Here is a 15,970-nt window from a genome sequence, read left to right as displayed (position 1 = left end):
TGTCAGGGTGAAATAAAATGAAATTTCATAGCGTGCTCATATGACGGTGATAGATTGGCTTCGAAAGGCGGCGTTGTTTACGCCTTTCACCGCGGTCGTCCGCAATGATGCGGACACATCACGTCAGGAGAGATTATGGACAATAACGAAAATGCTTCAGCAGCGCGCGCAGCAACCTTGCTTGCCACCGGTGAGGTGGTTACGCCGGAACAGTTTTATCAGGACAGCGACGGAAGCAACTGGGGGCCGGCGATCAACAAAGCGGCGGCGGCGGCGCTGCAAGCCGGCGGTACGTTGTCCCTGGGGAAGCGGGTGTATACGGTCGCCGGACACGTACTCATTCAGACGACAACGGACATCTACGGCGGCATCGGTTTACGGGTGGTCGGATTGGGGCGGGCGACCAAAATTGTCAAGACGGCAGACAGCAGTTACACCAACGAACAGGGCGAAACGAAGAAAGCGGTGATCGTGGTGAAAGGCTTCGCCAATCTGACGCTGCACGGCTTGACGTTGCGGGATGATACCGGCGTAGACGACACCCACGGCGTGTGGTTCAGCGACCGCAATATGACGAAGTTTGATATTCGCGACATTTACACCAAGGTCGGCGGTTATTCGCTGTTTGTCTCGGGCGACATGTTCATCAACTGGCTGGTGAACGTGCAGATGGAGGCAAACGCCAATCGCCCGGGCGATGGGGTGCTGTGGATGGACAAGTCTGGCACCACCAATTTTATAGACGGCCTCTACGCCGCTCGCGCCAAGGGTACGGCGTTCAGAATTTCAGGGTTTTACTCTACTATCGGCTCGTTGGCTGCGGATGACTGCATCGGCGATATCTACTCTTTCAAAGATTTTAACGGCACGATCAATTCGTTGGGTTGCGAGAACCGCAACACGCGGCGCGCCGCCAATGTCAGCGTGCTGTCCACCAACTTTGCTCAAGGCACGATAGGCAATATCAATATCCAGGACGCGCAGAATGTGGAGAGCGGGGGCGTGTTGTGCCGATTCATCAACGAATCTCGTTGGGATATCGGTCAGTTGACTCTTTACAGCGGTTCTAAGACGCCTTTCCCGGTGGCGATCGCTGCCTGCAGCAACAATACCGAGGTAACCTTCAGTAACGTATACAACGGCGGCGTCCCGGTGGCCGGCAAAAGCACCGTCGATGTGACGTCGTTTTTAAGCGGGGTTGAAGCGATGTACAGCCTGGGCGAGCGGGGAATTGCCCCTTCCGCCACCAGCAATCATTTGCCGCGCAATATCTCGAAACAGCCATCGTGGACTTTTTTAGGCACCCTGACCGCGCCGGATCGGCAGCCTACAACGCGCATTACGCTTCAACAGGGCGTAAGCACCAAGGTGCTGGCGTGCGATTTATACATCACGTTCGATCTGTCTTCGCAGGCGACCGCTTTTGTCGTCAATAAAGGCAGCTATAGTGCGAAAGGCGCCTTTATGTTGCGGCGCTCCGGGCCGTTGAGCTGCGAAATATATTACCGCGTCGAGAAAGATTTCGGCTTTGGCAGTTATCAGGTGCAGACTACGCGCGGCAGCTACTGGCGGCCGGACGGCGTTTCGTTGAGCGCGCCTCCCTCCGACGCATTGGAAATTCGCAGCGATGAGGTGTTATCCACGACCAGATTCGCGGTGATCCAACCACTGGCCAATCCGACAACGGCCAGCACGGCAGAAGTGGCCGGATTGCTCAATAGGCTGATCGAGACCCTGAAGAACTAACCGAACAACGCCGGCGCGTTCTGACCGGCGCCCATCAAGAGCAGCAGCCAGCCGGCGGCCACCAAGGCGATGCCGAAAGGTTGCGGCGTTCGCCAGGCGCGACGGTTGCGTCGGCCGCGCGCCAATGCCATGCCTAATCCGAACATTGCCGCCAGGCAGACCAGCAGCGGCAACATCGTCCAACCGAGCCAGGCGCCCAGTGCCGCCAGCAGTTTGAAATCGCCCTGGCCAATGCCGTTGCGCCGCCGCACCTGTCGATAAAGCGCGTTGAGCAGCCACAATGCCCCGTAACCGGCCACGGCGCCGAGAACCGCGTCGTCAAGCGTTGCCCAGCGAGCGTCAAGATTGCACAGCAGCCCGCCCCACAGCAGCGGCTGGGTTAGCCGGTCCGGCAGCCACCGGTGACGTCCGTCTAGCCAGGCCAGGGCGATCAGCAGTGCCGCGGCCGGCGGTAACCACAGCCGGTGTGCTGCCGGCAGGTCGAAGGGCAACGCCGTCAACGCCAAACCCAGGGCCGTTAGCAGCAGGCTGCGGCGGCGCAATCTCGGCGGGCTGGCGCGCACGGCCGCCGTTCGCTCCAAGCGGGTGATGAGCGCGAAGGCGACCAGACCCGCCGACAGCAGCGCGGTGAAAAACAGCGCGTGCCACAGTGAGGAAATAAACATCAAGGCTCCGCCAGTCGTGAAACAGATGTTTAAAATAACGGCAAAATGCATATTTCATCGGGGTGAAATGCGGTGGATTGTGAGGAATGCGCAGTCGTACGCATCGCCACTTTACGTATTGCAGAGTGATACAATGCCTTGCGCGGTGGCGCTCAGCAGTGGTGTGCTGTGCTTTTTATCGGCAAAATCGACGCTAAAATGCGGTGAATTCATTTGGCGGCGGGAATGGATCGGTAAATGGTGCAAGTGACGCTGTCACTGAAGCGCGATTGGGGTTTATCCTATTGTTTCTGCTCGTCAAGCCGTTAGGCTTTAAGAGAGAGGCGTCCCCGCCAGGCCGGGACGTAATGTTTTTCAGATCTGCCGTGGGAAAGGCGGCAGCAAAGCAGTGGGTTGGCATGCTCCAGGAGGGAGGGAGGCCAACGGTGTCATGAAAGACGTGATTCAGGCAATACTTATCAAGACCAAAAAACGATTCTGGCGCCGACGCCAGACGGCGTGGCTGGCCGGGCCACTGGTGTGGCTGGCCGGCGCAGCGGCCGCGTGCGCCGAATCCCCGCCGGCGCCGGACAGCGTCATCTCTTCTGAACAGGCCGCCGCGGACCCGGCCGCGAATTTGCCGGAGTTGGGCGGTGCGCCCGACGATGCCGCGCGCGAGAAGCAGTGGGCCGAGATGGCCAAGCAACTCGGCGAAAAAGAGTTGAACAACGTTTCACGTCAACAGATGCGCAGCCGCGCCGAAGATTATTTGCTGGGCCAGGCGACCGGTGCGCTGCAGCAACAGGCGCAGGAGCTGTTGTCGCCGTTGGGTACCGCCAAGCTATCGCTGAAGATGAGCGGCGAGGGGGACTTTACCGGCAGCAACGGGCAGTTATTCAGCCCGCTGTACGACGTCGACGGATTGTTGACCTACAGCCAGATCGGCTGGCTGCAGCAAAGCGCCGGGGCGCTTGGCAATTTCGCGCTGGGGCAACGCTGGATCGCCGGCGACTGGCTGCTGGGGTACAACACGGCGCTCGACAGCGATTTTGCTCGGCAGCGCAATAGAGGCAGCGTCGGTGCGGAAGCCTGGGGGGATTATCTGCGTTTCTCCACCAACTATTACTACCCGCTGTCGGCGTTGTCGCAACAGCCCGGCGATGGGGTATTTTTCAGCCGTCCGGCGCGCGGTTACGACATCACGACGCAAGGTTATCTGCCGTTTTATCGCCAGATCGGCGGTTCGCTCAGTTATGAGCAGTATCTGGGCGATAATGTCGATCTGTTCGGCAGCGGCAAAAAACAAAACGATCCGCGCGCGATGCAGCTGGGGCTCAATTACACTCCGGTGCCGCTGGTGACGATGAAGGCACTGCATAAGATTGGCGCGGGCGGGCAGAGCCAGGATCAGGTCGAACTGGCGCTGAGCTATCGGCTCGGGGTACCGCTGGTGAAGCAGATTTCGCCGGAGTATGTGGCGCAGGCCAAGTCGCTGCGCGGCAGCCGCTACGATCCTATCGAACGCAAGAACGTGCCGGTGCTGGAGTTCCGTCAGCGCAAGTCGCTGCAGGTGTTCCTGGCTACGCCGCCGTGGAGCCTGCAGGCGGGGGAAACCGTGCCGCTGGTGCTGGAAATCAAGGCGCTGAACGGCATCACTCACGTCAGTTGGCAGGGGGATACGCAGGCGCTGAGCCTGACGCCGCCGCACAACGCCAACGATCCGCAGGGCTGGACAGCGATCGTGCCGCCGTGGGACGACGCGCCGGACGCCGCCAACAGCTACCGGCTATCGGTCACGCTGGAGGATGATAAACAGCAGCGCGTGACGTCCAACTGGATAGAGCTGAAAGTGGCGCCGCCGCTGACGGCAACCGCCGGCGATGACGCGGGCCTGCCGCCGATCAAAACCTTGACGCCACCGCCGATCCCGGCGCAAACCGGGCCGCTGTACGGCGGCGATTAACCGTTTTTGCCCTGCAGCACCCATACGGCGGCCTCGACGCGGGATTTTAGCTTCATCTTTTTCAGCAGGTGTTTGACGTGTACCTTGACGGTGCTTTCAGTGATGGTCAGGCGACGGGCGATCAGCTTGTTTGGCAGCCCTTGGGCGATCAGCTTCAGGATATCTCGTTCCCGCGGCGTCAGTTGCTGAATATCACGATCGGCGCTGGGGCGGTTTTCCCGCAGGCTGGCGGCGAGGATCGGCGTCAGCGCTTCGCTCAGTACCATCTGCCCGGCTGCCGCCTGATGCAGCGCCTTCAGCAGATCCTCCGGCTCCATGTCTTTCAACAGATAGCCGTCGGCGCCGCGTTTGAGCGCGCTGACGACGTCATCTTCATGGTTGGACACGCTGAACACCACGATGCGCCCTGACAGGTCGGTTTGGCGCAGACGATCCAGCGTTTCCAGCCCGTTGATGCCGGGCATGTTCAGGTCGAGCAGGATCAGATCCGGATCGTGCTGCTCCGCCAGCGTGACCCCTTGTTCACCGTTGCTGGCTTCGGCAATGACCTGCAGACGAGCATCCATGCCAATCAGCTGTTTTACGCCGTTGCGCAGCATCGGGTGGTCGTCGATCAGTAAGATGGTGGCGGCGGTTTCTGTCGTCATGGTGTCTCCGTTAGTCGATGGCGTGGTTATCTGGCGTGAAGCTGACCCGCACCTCAGTGCCGCCGCCGCTGCGCGGTAAAATGTCGCAGCGGCCGTGCAGGCTCTTGGCGCGATCGCGCATGATGATCAAGCCGTAATGGTCGGGGCGAGACGTCTCGGCCGGCAGGCCGCGTCCGTTGTCGCAGACGCTTAGGGTCACTTCGCCCCGTTTATTGATGACCTGAATGCTCACCTCACTGGCGGCGGCATGCTTAAGGATGTTGCTGAGCGCCTCGCGGGCGATCTGCAGCAGGTGAATGGCCTGATAGGCCGGAACCGTGCGTGGCCCCAGCTGGTAATCGAGGCTGATGGTCAGGCCCAGCTTGGGATTGAACTCCGCCACCGTCGATTGCAGCGCCGCCAGCAGGCCCGGTTCGGTCAGCTGCAGGCGGAAGGTGGTCAACAACTCGCGCAGCTGGCGATAGGCGCCGTTCAGCTCTTCACGCATCTGTTGCACCAGCGCCTGGCTGGCCGAAGTGAGCGTTTCTCCCTGCATCTGCAGACAGGCGATCTGCATTTTCAGGCAGGAGAGCGATTGGGCGATGGAGTCGTGCAGCTCGCGGGCGATCGCCGCCCGCTCCTCCATCAGCATCAGCTGCTGTTGGTGGTCGACCTGACGCTCGATGGCCAGCACGCTGGTCAGCTGTTCCACCAGGGTATTGATCAGTTGGCGATGTTCATCGTTCAGCGGTTGCTGCGGCGCATGCTGTGCCACGATCACGCCGTAGTCGCCGAGCTTGTCGCTCAGGCTCCAGCTCAGCGACGGATTGTCGGGATGCTGGCGGTGGCTGTCGTTCAGGCAGGCGCTGCACACCGGGTTATGGCAATGCTCCGGCCTTAGCGGTTGGTTGCCGCTCAGCTGCAGCAGCGGTTCCCGGCTGTCGTTTTCATACAGCCGCACCTGAATGGCGCGCAACGGCGTCAGGGTTTGCAGTTGGTTGAGCAGCGGCGTCAGGCGGCTGCACAACGGCTCGCTGGCGTGCAGCTGGCGACTGGCGCGGTAGAGGAAGCTCAGCACCTGATTTTTCTGCTGCAGGTCGGCGGTCTTCTCGGCCACGCGCTGCTCCAGCCCACTGTAGGTCGCCGACAGCTCGTCGGACATGGTGTTCAATGCGCCGCCAAGCGACGCCATTTCATCCTGGTGGCCGCGTTGTGCATAGCGGCGGCTAAAATCGCCGCGGCCTACCGCCAAGGCCATCTCCACCAGTTGCCGCCACGGATGCAGCAACCGGCGCCGCAGGTAGCAGGTGGTGCCGATCAACAGCAGCAGGGTCAGCGCGATGAAGCCGGCCTGCACCAGCGTCACCATCAGCAGGCGGCGCTCGGTTTGCCTGTCGATATCCGAGACCAGCTTGTCCAGCAGCTGCACGAAGTGCGCCACCTGCGGGGCGGCATCGGCCGGGCGCTGCGCGCTGCGCAGGCGAGGTTGCAGAGTCTGTTGCCAGTAATCACGCAAGGCGTCGAACGGTTGGGTCAACCCTTCCTGCTCCACCGAACGCTGCAGATCGGGGCTGTTTTCGTCGCGCTCCAGTTCGCGGATCAACGTTTCATGCCGTTCATCCAGCGGCACCTGCGCCAGCAGTCGGTAGCTTTGCATACGCAGCGAGCCGGCTTTGTTGATGGCATGCGCGTTGCCCTGAATGCTTTGCGACATCCAGGCGGAAATCCCCATGCCGGCCACGCCCAGAATGCCCGACAGCAACATCAGCAGGGCGACCTGATTCACGATCGAAAGCGGGGCCAACAGGCGTTTCATAAGCGCGGGTTCCTGGCATTTGGCGCCGCTGAAGCTCAGGGGCGAAGGCGGCGACGAGGTAAATAAGTAACGATTCAGCCGTATTTTTGATTATCCCTGAGCATAACCCCATACCTCGAATGAAGTACCCATTAGTTTCCAGCAGGACGGTGAAGCGGTAAAAATGACGGAGTGATGCTTTCTAATGCATTGATTAAAAGTGATTTAATTTTTATTCGAGGTGTACCCCTAAGGGGATGAAGGCGCTATTTGTGCCGCCAACTACTTGCATTCGGGTTGATATACATCAACTTTGCCGCCGGGGCCGCCCCCTAGGGTGTGCGGAATGATCCCCCGTGTCTGAGGTTTTTATGTCGCAACTTGCAACGCCTTCATCAAAGAAAACCGGTGCGCTGATTCAGGACTGGCGTCCTGAAGACAGCGCCTTTTGGCAGCAGCGTGGCCATCGCATCGCCACCCGCAACCTGTGGATTTCCATTCCCTGCCTGCTGCTGGCCTTCTGCGTCTGGATGCTGTTCAGCGCCGTTGCGGTCAACCTGAACAAGGTCGGTTTCAACTTCACCACCGACCAACTGTTCCTGTTGACCGCGCTGCCGTCGGTCTCGGGCGCTATTTTACGCGTGCCGTATTCCTTCGTGATCCCGCTGTTTGGTGGCCGTCGCTGGACCGCCATCAGCACCTGCTTCCTGCTGGTGCCGTGCCTGTGGCTGGGGTTCGCGGTGCAGGACAGCAGCACGCCGTACAGCGTGTTCGTCATTATTTCCCTGCTGTGCGGTTTCGCCGGCGCGAACTTTGCCTCCAGCATGGCCAATATCAGCTTCTTCTTCCCGAAAGCGCGTCAGGGCGGTGCGTTGGGGCTCAACGGCGGTCTGGGAAATCTGGGCGTCAGCGTCATGCAACTGGTCGCGCCGCTGGCGATTTCTTTCAGCCTGTTTGGCCTGTTTGGCGGCACGGCGCAAAATCAGGCAGAGGGGGGGCAGCTGTGGCTGGAAAACGCCGCCTGGATCTGGGTACCGTTCCTGCTGGTTGCCACCCTGGCGGCCTGGTTCGGCATGAACGATCTGGCCGCGGCCAAGGCATCGCTGCGCCAGCAACTGCCGGTGCTCAAGCGTGGGCATTTATGGATGCTGAGTTTGCTGTACCTCGCGACCTTTGGTTCTTTCATCGGTTTCTCCGCCGGTTTCGCCATGCTGTCGAAGACGCAATTTCCGGACGTAGTGATCCTGCATTACGCCTTCTTTGGGCCATTCCTCGGTGCGCTGGCACGGCCAGTCGGCGGCGCGCTGTCTGACCGTTTCGGCGGCGTGCGGGTGACGTTGATCAACTTTGTAGTGATGGCCGTGTTCGCCGCGCTGTTGTTCCTGACCTTGCCGATGGCGGGTGAGGGCGGTTCGTTCATCGCCTTCTACGGTATCTTTATGGTGCTGTTTCTCACGGCGGGGCTGGGCAGCGGGTCGACTTTCCAAATGATCGCCGTCATTTTCCGTAAAATCACTGTCGATCGCGTGAAAGCGGCCGGCGGCAGCGACGAGAGCGCGCAGCGTGAAGCGGTGACGGACTCCGCCGCCGCATTGGGTTTTATCTCGGCGATCGGTGCCGCAGGCGGCTTCTTCATTCCCCAGGCATTCGGCACTTCGCTGGCGCTGACCGGTTCCCCGGCGGGGGCAATGAAAGTATTCCTGGTGTTCTATATCTTGTGTGTGGTCATCACTTGGGTGGTGTATGGCCGCAAGAAAAAGGCCTGAGTATCAAACGATTTTCTCAATCCCTCCCGACAGGGGAGGGATATTTCGCTCATTCCGAGTCATCTCTCCTCGCTCTCTCAGTGAAATTTTCTGCCTTTAGGTAAAATTCTCATCTCCGCTTGCCGTTTTTTTCTTTTTTTATAGTTATATCTCTCAATATGGGAATGTCTTCTCCCAAGCGTATTATATTATTTGCACGGTTTTTTCGTTTTGTTGAGAGTATTCTTACATTAAAAGATTAATGTCTTTCCCGCAGGTTAAATGAAATTTCTGGGAGGGTAAGGCATAATTAGTGCGATTGTTATAAAATCAGCAATAGGGTTTTGTCTTAGATGCTGCACGCGCCGTGTGGAATGTGTGACAGGGTTAAATCAGATAACTCTCATTCTGTTTTTTCCGGCTTTTTGTAGTCTATCTGACAATCCCATTAGGTGGAAAAACACAATGAACTCACGGAGAAGAATGAAATTTCACAATTTCATTCGGTTAACAACTGAACAGGGTTGTTATTTTTTTCTTTTTAAATCAATGAGGTGATCATTTGAACTTTACGGTAGTCATGAAGGAAATCCATGTTGCCAACAGGGAAAAAGAGTCATTTGGATAAACGGAACATCCTTAATAAGGCCTAATGTAAAAAATGAAATCAGAAAATTTTTATAAAGGCCAATATCCGATGAATGCAACCTGTTGAGTTTACATTTAATTTCTTGAACATTTTTTGATATTTCTATACAAAGTGTGCAGGACAGGCACGCTAAGGAAATTAAAAGTGAATCTTGATAGAAGAATAAAGATTAGGAATCTCGATGTTCTGACTCCTGCCGGGGAGAAATTTCGTCTGCGTTGGAAGGAGTATCAAATTCTTTCGCTGCTTGTCGCCAGATCACCAGAACTGGTAACCCGAACGGAAATTATAGAAAATATCTGGAAAGGAACTTACTGCTCAGATTCAACGATAAATCAAACAATTAAATCTATTCGCCAAAAAATCAGCGACTCGGAACATACGCTTATCAGAACCATTCCTCGGCTGGGTTACAAGGTGGAAAATCAAGCGGCATTTCACTTTATATCCGAGGATGAAGACTACGCTGATGATGATATATTAAATGGCGGTGAGGATATTGGCGTTAATATTCAAGCGGAACTTTCTGAAAGTGAAAGTGAGTCCCCTGAGGCACACGATGAAAAAATAGATAAGCCGCGTAAAACGACGCTTGTTGCAGCGCCTGTTGCAACGGTAGAACCCTCCCAGGAACCCACTCGTGATAAAAAGTCGGCGACGGTGCGCCGATTTTTCAGCATGCCCGCCAGTCGCGTAGTGAAATACCTGACGGCATTTGCTTCTTTGCTGGTTATTTCACATTTTTCATATGTGCTCGGCAACCAAACTCGCCCGCCGGTGATCAATGATATTCAGAACAATACGCGCGTCGTGTTGACGCTGACGTTGAATAACCCCCATACCAACAGCCCACAAACCCTGTTCTGCCTGTACCAGGGGGAGAGCATGGAGCAGGCGACCATCGAATGTGTCGACCCTAAGCAGGGGCAGCTTAAATTACCGGTAAAATATGAGACCTCTTCTACGTCGGGTAAAGGTCGGATTAATCTCATATTGCCGAATAAAACCTTGCAATATCAAGTTTCTTACGATGTTAAAAATTAGTGCTAAATGAGGTTTTATCTTTAGCGATAATTTTACATTTGATGAAATATTTTATTTCATTATTTGTTATTTGAAAGCCGGGTTCGATTTGTCCAGTCTGGAACTCATTACCTAACGCATATTAGCGTCCTGTTTCCATCGAGGTGACAGGAATAATGAGAACCTGCTGAGTGACAAATTATGGATAAGCGTAAAGTAGCTATTATCGGGGGTTCCGGTTTTATCGGAACACGCCTGGCGAAACGTCTCAGTGTGCGCGATGATCTGACGTTGGTCATCGTTGATAAACAACCTAGCGCACATTTTCCGGCGCTCTATCAGTATGGCGACGTGACGCAACCCGAGACCCTGCAAGAGCCGCTGGCGGGCTGCGACGCCATCATTAATCTGGCGGCGGAACATCAGGACAACGTCGATCCCATTTCGCTCTATTATCAGGTCAATGTAGAAGGTGCACGGCATGTCTGCATGACCGCCTCCGCGTTGAATATCCACCAAGTCATTTTCACTTCCTCGGTTGCCGTTTATGGGTTCGTCGAGCAGGAAACCGATGAAGGAGGGCGTTTCGATCCTTTCAATCATTACGGCAAATCCAAGCTCGAAGCGGAATACGTTTATGAAGCGTGGCGCAAGGCGGATAGCGCCAACAAATTGACCATCATTCGCCCGACGGTGGTATTCGGTGAAGGCAACCGCGGCAATGTGTATAACCTGTTCCGCCAGATCGCCAGCGGCCGATTCGTGATGATTGGCAGTGGCAATAATATGAAGTCGATGGCTTACGTTGAAAATATTGCCGCGCGGCTGGAGCATGCGTTGGACCAGCAGTCAAGTTATCAGGTCAGCAACTACGTCGATAAACCGGACTTTACGATGAATCAATTGGTCGACGTTATTTCCTCCTCGCTGGGCAGAGAAAATAAGACGATTCGCATTCCTTATGTGGTGGGAATATGCGGGGCGACCGCATTGGATGTCGTGAGTAAAATAAGTCGTAAAAAATTCCCAATCAGTCGCGTCAGAGTGCAGAAATTCTGCGCCAGAACGCAATTTAAAAGTAATGTGCAAAATAATTTCGTGGCGCCGGTTGAACTTGATTCGGCAATCGAAAGAACCATTAAACATGAGTTTTCTGATAGATAACTTAACCGCACGCTGACGTTATTTACTTATTTCCGCCGACAAGCGGATAAATCTGTATTTTTCAGGATTAATTCATGCTGACTTATATCCTGGCAGGATCAATTTTGTTTTTGTTAATAGCGCATTGGGAGCTGTAACTCAAGGGCGGTAGCGTGCTTATTCGCTGGAGGAACGATGTTATATCAACTGAGCGTGATATTTGTGCTGGCGGTAGCGTGGGTCCTTATTGCCCGCCGGGCCGCCTTAACGGTGGGATTAGTGGATAAGCCCAATGCGCGTAAGCAACATCTGGGACACATTCCGCTGGTCGGCGGTATCGCCGTGTACCTGACGCTGATGCTGATGACGCTGTGGCAACCCGCCTGGCTGCCTGACAGCACCGTCTATCTGCTGTGCATTACGGCGCTGGTGGTGTTGGGCGTGCTGGATGACCGCTTTGATCTGCCCGTGGCGCCACGCGTCATGGTGCAGGGAGGGATCGCGCTGGCGATGATGCTGGCGGCAGGGATGCAGCTTTCCTCATTGGGCTATGTTTGGGGGCATCAGGAAGTGATGCTCGGTTATGGCGCGTTGCTGCTCACGCCGCTGGCGGTATGGGGAGCGATCAACGCCTACAACATGGTGGATGGCATCGATGGGCAACTGGGCGCCTTGTCCTGCGTGACCTTCGTCGCGTTGGCTATCGTGTTCGGATTGGGCGGCAGGGAAGATCTGGCGCTGTGGTGCCTGGGCCTGATCGTCGCGCTGGCGGCCTATCTGTTGTTCAACCTGAGCCTGTTCGGCGCGCGCAACAAGATCTTTATGGGGGACGCCGGCAGCATGGTGATCGGCTTCAGCGTGCTGTGGCTGGTGTTGCTGGCGACGCAGGGGCCACAGGCGGTAATGCGTCCGGTCACCGCGCTGTGGCTGATCGCCATTCCTCTGATGGACATGGTGACTGTGATGGTGCGTCGCCTGTTGCGTCGCCAAAGCCCCTTCAAAGCGGGCCGCGATCATTTGCACCATATTCTGATGCGTCGTGGGCTCAATGCGCGTCAGGCGCTGGCGATGAGCACCATGCTGGCGGTGACGTTGGCCTGCATTGGCATTTGCAGTGAAGTGTTGCAGCTGCAGGAAAGCCAAATGTTGGTGGCGTTTCTGTTCTGTTTTTGCGGTTATTTCGTCATGTTGCGCGAACCGCGTCAGGCGACGGTGTTCAGCGATAATCCGACCGTCGGCCGTTAATCCCCTCACGGGCTGCGGCAGCAGCCCGTTTATCACGGTACTTCCATGAATTTTCATTTGCCTCTTTTGATGCCATTGGCCTTCACCTCCGCGCTGTTGAGTGGATGTACGGTGGTTCCCGGTTCACATTTACCGACCAGCGGAAAAGCCATCGTCGTGCAACAGGACGACGATTTCGATTTGAATGACCAGGTACAGGTTTATCGCATGTCGCCGATGCTGCTGCAGAAAATGCGGCGCGTAGAACCGGTCGCCCGGCCGAACCCGGCGCTGGATCAGCGATTGCAGAGCTATCAATACCGTATCGGCGTCGGTGACGTGTTGAACGTCACCGTCTGGGATCACCCCGAGTTGACCACGCCGGCCGGGCAATACCGCAGCGCCAGCGACACCGGCAACTGGGTGCATGCGGATGGCACGATTTTTTATCCCTATATCGGGCGAGTGGCGGTGGTGGGCAAGACCGTCACCGAAGTGCGCAGCCTGATCGCCGGCCGTCTGGCGCAGTATGTGGAAAGCCCTCAGGTAGACGTCAGTATTGCCGCTTTCCGTTCGCAGAAGGCTTACGTGACCGGCGAAGTGAAAACCTCCGGCCAACAGGCGATCACCAACGTGCCGTTGACCATTCTGGATGCGATTAACGCCGCCGGCGGCCTGACGGACAACGCCGATTGGCGCAACGTGGTGCTGACCCATCAGGGCAAAGAGCGGGCTATCTCGTTGCAGGCGCTGATGCAGCGCGGCGACATCAGCCAGAACGCGCTGCTGCAGCCGGGCGACATCCTCTACATCCCGCGCAATGACGAATTGAAAGTGTTCGTGATGGGCGAGGTGGGCAAGCAAGCGACGCTGAAGATGGATCGCAGCGGCATGACCCTGACCGAGGCCCTCGGATCTTCCGAAGGGATCAGCCAGACGGTGGCGGATGCGACCGGGGTGTTCGTGATCCGGCCGAGCGGCGGTAAAACACCGCAGCGACTGGCGACGCTGTATCAGTTCGATCTCTCCGACGCCAGCGCGCTGGCGATGGGCGCTGAATTTCAGCTGCAACCTTACGACGTCGTGTACGTCACTGCGGCGCCGGTCGCGCGCTGGAACCGTTTGATCAGCCAGCTGGTGCCGACCATCAGCAGCTTTAACGATCTCAGCGAGGCGACCTTGCGCGTGCGCAACTGGTAACTCCGCAGGGTGAATAAGGAACAGAAGATGAAAAATAATGCGCTGTCCGTGATGGTGGCCGAACAAGACGAAAAGCTGGAGTGGGAACGCCTGATTGGGCCGCTGTGGGATAACCGCTGGCGGATCGCCGTCGTGACCGGCGTGGCAGGCATGTTGGGCGTCGCCTACGCCCTGTTGGCCACCCCGGTGTACCAGGCTACGGCGGTGGTGCAGGTGGAGAAGCAGCTGTCCGGCGATTCGCTGCTGCGTGAAACGTTGGACAGTTCAATGATGGGGCAAAATTCGGCGACACAGGATGAGGTGACGCTGGCTAAGTCGCGCTACGTGCTGGGAAAAACGGTGGACACCCTCGGTCTGACGGTGCGCGTCAGCCCGGACTATTTCCCGGTGTTCGGCAAAGGCTTTGCCCGCTTGAGCGGTGAAAAGCCGCCGGTGCTGAGCATTGCCACGCTGACGACGCCGGCGGACATGGAGGGCGAAGCGCTGACGCTGACGGTGCGCGATGGGCAGCATTACGAGCTGAGTTATGACGGCAGCAAACTGTTCAGCGGCGTGGTCGGGCAGCCGGTGGCGCAAGGCGGTTGGAACATGACCGTCTCGGCGCTGGACGCTTCGCCGGGCGCCAGCTTTACCGTGGTCAAAGTCGCGCGTCAAGAAGCGGTGGACGATCTGCGTAAATACCTGGACGTGGTGCCGGGTGGCAAGGATAGCGGCATCATGACCTTTACGCTGCCGAGCGAAGATCCGCAGAGCGCCGAGGCAATGCTGAAGAACATCACCGACAACTACCTGCAGCAGAACGTGGACCGCAAAACGGAAGAAGCTCAGCGAATGCTGGCGTTCCTGCAAGAGCAGCTGCCGCAAACGCAAACCTCGTTGAACAACGCCGAAACCCAACTTAATCAGTTCCGCCAGCAAAATGACTCGGTGGATCTGTCGCTTGAAGCCAAATCGGTGCTGGATACTCAAGTGCAGCTCGAGGCCCAGCTCAACGAGCTGACCTTCAAGGAAGCGGAAATCTCCAAACTCTACACCCGCGCGCACCCGGCTTACCGGGCGCTGCTGGAGAAGCGCGCCACGCTGGAGGCGGAAAAGGCACGGCTGGGTAAACAGGTGCAGACGTTGCCGAAAATGCAGCAGGAGATCCTGCGTCTTACCCGCGACGTGCAGGTGGATCAGCAGGTTTACATGCAGCTGATGAACAAGCAGCAGGAACTGAGCATCAGCAAGGCCGGCACGGTGGGCAATGTGCGCATCATCGACGAAGCGGAAACCGCGCTGCGGCCGATTAAGCCGCAAAAGATGCTGATCGTATTGTTGGCGCTGCTGCTTGGCGCCGGGGGCGGCGCCATCGTAGTGCTGCTGCGTGCGGCCTTCCATCGCGGCATCAATGACATCGATACCCTGGAGAAGCGGGGCATCAACGTCTACGCCACCGTGCCGCTGTCGCCGTGGCAGGTGAAGCGCAACCGCGAGCAACGTCAGCTGCTGCCAAGGTCCGGGGGGCGGCGCTTGCCGATCCTGGCGGTGGCCGAACCGACGGACCTGTCGGTGGAAGCGATCCGCAGCCTGCGCACCAGCCTGCATTTCGCCATGATGGAGGCCAAGAACAACATTCTGATGGTCTCCGGCGCCAGCCCGGAAAGCGGCAAGAGCTTTACCAGCACCAACCTGGCGGTGGTGGTGGCGCAGGCCGGGCAGCGGGTGCTGTTGATCGACGCCGATATGCGCAAAGGCTTCCTGCACCGCTGGCTGGCGGATGATGGGCATCAGGGGCTGTCCGACATGCTGGTGGGCAACGTGATGGCGGAACAGGCGGTGCGGAAAACTGCCATCGCCAATCTGGACTTCGTGCCGCGCGGTCAGGTGCCGCCGAACCCGTCCGAACTGCTGATGCACCGCCGTTTCGCCGACTTCCTGCGCTGGGCCGGGCAGAACTACGATCTGGTGCTGATCGACACGCCGCCGATTCTGGCGGTGACGGACGCGGCGATCGTCGGCAATCACGCGGGTACCTCACTGCTGGTGGTGCGCTTTGAGGTGAATACCGTCAAGCAGATCGAAACCAGCATGCGTCGTTTCGAACAGAATGGCGTGGCGATCAAGGGCGTGATCCTCAACGGGATGGTGAAGAAGGCGGCAACCGACATGAGCTATTACAACTTCGCCTACCCAAGCCATCGGGAAGATCACCCGCAGGCAGGGGAATAAG

At 57.4% G+C, this 15,970-nt stretch carries 11 protein-coding genes; 8 read left to right on the top strand and 3 right to left on the bottom strand.

Translation table 11 applies throughout. From position 1 onward, the window contains the following. Positions 1-135 precede the first annotated feature (135 nt). A complete protein-coding gene (locus FOT55_RS19830) occupies positions 136-1,746 on the top strand; it encodes a hypothetical protein (protein ID WP_147823913.1) in 1,611 nt (536 codons plus the stop codon). Here the strand turns inward: FOT55_RS19830 and FOT55_RS19825 are convergent. Continuing rightward, on the bottom strand, positions 1,743-2,411 hold the full coding sequence (locus FOT55_RS19825) for a prepilin peptidase (protein WP_147823912.1): 669 nt from the start codon (positions 2,409-2,411) through the stop codon (positions 1,743-1,745). The genes FOT55_RS19830 and FOT55_RS19825 overlap by 4 nt on opposite strands. 430 nt (positions 2,412-2,841) lie before the next feature. Between FOT55_RS19825 and FOT55_RS19820 the strand changes: the two genes are divergently transcribed. Beyond that, positions 2,842-4,353: a YchO/YchP family invasin gene (locus FOT55_RS19820; protein WP_147823911.1), complete on the top strand. Its 1,512-nt coding sequence runs from the start codon at positions 2,842-2,844 to the stop codon at positions 4,351-4,353. Here the strand turns inward: FOT55_RS19820 and narL are convergent. Further along, the gene (gene narL / locus FOT55_RS19815; protein ID WP_025303216.1) at positions 4,350-5,000 is read right to left on the bottom strand and encodes a two-component system response regulator NarL; all 651 of its coding nucleotides are present in this window, start codon (positions 4,998-5,000) and stop codon (positions 4,350-4,352) included. The two genes, FOT55_RS19820 and narL, sit on opposite strands and share 4 nt — an antisense overlap. Before the next feature lie 10 nt (positions 5,001-5,010). Beyond that, positions 5,011-6,795, bottom strand: a complete 1,785-nt coding sequence (narX, locus tag FOT55_RS19810; RefSeq protein WP_049209037.1) for a nitrate/nitrite two-component system sensor histidine kinase NarX — start codon at positions 6,793-6,795, stop codon at positions 5,011-5,013. A gap of 350 nt (positions 6,796-7,145) precedes the next feature. Here narX and FOT55_RS19805 point away from each other — a divergent pair, with 350 nt between their 5' ends. The 6 genes from FOT55_RS19805 to FOT55_RS19780 all read left to right on the top strand — a co-directional run bounded on the left by FOT55_RS19805 (position 7,146) and on the right by FOT55_RS19780 (position 15,969). After that, a complete protein-coding gene (locus FOT55_RS19805; RefSeq protein ID WP_049204107.1) occupies positions 7,146-8,540 on the top strand; it encodes a NarK family nitrate/nitrite MFS transporter in 1,395 nt (464 codons plus the stop codon). Between the two features lie 772 nt (positions 8,541-9,312). Next, a complete protein-coding gene (locus tag FOT55_RS19800) occupies positions 9,313-10,212 on the top strand; it encodes a winged helix-turn-helix domain-containing protein (RefSeq protein ID WP_147823910.1) in 900 nt (299 codons plus the stop codon). A gap of 180 nt (positions 10,213-10,392) precedes the next feature. After that, entirely contained in the window at positions 10,393-11,355 is a 963-nt protein-coding gene (locus FOT55_RS19795; RefSeq protein WP_025303213.1) for an NAD-dependent epimerase/dehydratase family protein, read from the top strand. A gap of 174 nt (positions 11,356-11,529) precedes the next feature. Continuing rightward, on the top strand, positions 11,530-12,579 hold the full coding sequence (gene wecA / locus FOT55_RS19790; RefSeq protein WP_025303212.1) for a UDP-N-acetylglucosamine--undecaprenyl-phosphate N-acetylglucosaminephosphotransferase: 1,050 nt from the start codon (positions 11,530-11,532) through the stop codon (positions 12,577-12,579). Between the two features lie 45 nt (positions 12,580-12,624). Continuing rightward, on the top strand, positions 12,625-13,758 hold the full coding sequence (locus FOT55_RS19785; RefSeq protein ID WP_025303211.1) for a polysaccharide export protein: 1,134 nt from the start codon (positions 12,625-12,627) through the stop codon (positions 13,756-13,758). Positions 13,759-13,785: 27 nt separating this feature from the next. Further along, a complete protein-coding gene (locus tag FOT55_RS19780; RefSeq protein ID WP_060433316.1) occupies positions 13,786-15,969 on the top strand; it encodes a polysaccharide biosynthesis tyrosine autokinase in 2,184 nt (727 codons plus the stop codon). Position 15,970: the final 1 nt, after the last annotated feature.

It is taken from the genome of Serratia bockelmannii (assembly GCF_008011855.1).
Taxonomy (GTDB): Bacteria; Pseudomonadota; Gammaproteobacteria; order Enterobacterales; family Enterobacteriaceae; genus Serratia; species Serratia bockelmannii.
This window is presented reverse-complemented; position numbering and strand designations above follow the sequence as displayed.

What these genes read in the sequence shown, in the direction of transcription:
- FOT55_RS19795 (WP_025303213.1), top strand. Translation starts at nt 10,393, where the DNA reads ATGGATAAGCGTAAAGTAGCTATTATCGGGGGTTCCGGTTTTATCGGA.
- narX (WP_049209037.1), bottom strand. Translation starts at nt 6,795, where the DNA reads ATGAAACGCCTGTTGGCCCCGCTTTCGATCGTGAATCAGGTCGCCCTG.
- FOT55_RS19785 (WP_025303211.1), top strand. Translation starts at nt 12,625, where the DNA reads ATGAATTTTCATTTGCCTCTTTTGATGCCATTGGCCTTCACCTCCGCG.
- wecA (WP_025303212.1), top strand. Translation starts at nt 11,530, where the DNA reads ATGTTATATCAACTGAGCGTGATATTTGTGCTGGCGGTAGCGTGGGTC.
- FOT55_RS19830 (WP_147823913.1), top strand. Translation starts at nt 136, where the DNA reads ATGGACAATAACGAAAATGCTTCAGCAGCGCGCGCAGCAACCTTGCTT.
- FOT55_RS19825 (WP_147823912.1), bottom strand. Translation starts at nt 2,411, where the DNA reads ATGTTTATTTCCTCACTGTGGCACGCGCTGTTTTTCACCGCGCTGCTG.
- narL (WP_025303216.1), bottom strand. Translation starts at nt 5,000, where the DNA reads ATGACGACAGAAACCGCCGCCACCATCTTACTGATCGACGACCACCCG.
- FOT55_RS19805 (WP_049204107.1), top strand. Translation starts at nt 7,146, where the DNA reads ATGTCGCAACTTGCAACGCCTTCATCAAAGAAAACCGGTGCGCTGATT.
- FOT55_RS19820 (WP_147823911.1), top strand. Translation starts at nt 2,842, where the DNA reads ATGAAAGACGTGATTCAGGCAATACTTATCAAGACCAAAAAACGATTC.
- FOT55_RS19780 (WP_060433316.1), top strand. Translation starts at nt 13,786, where the DNA reads ATGAAAAATAATGCGCTGTCCGTGATGGTGGCCGAACAAGACGAAAAG.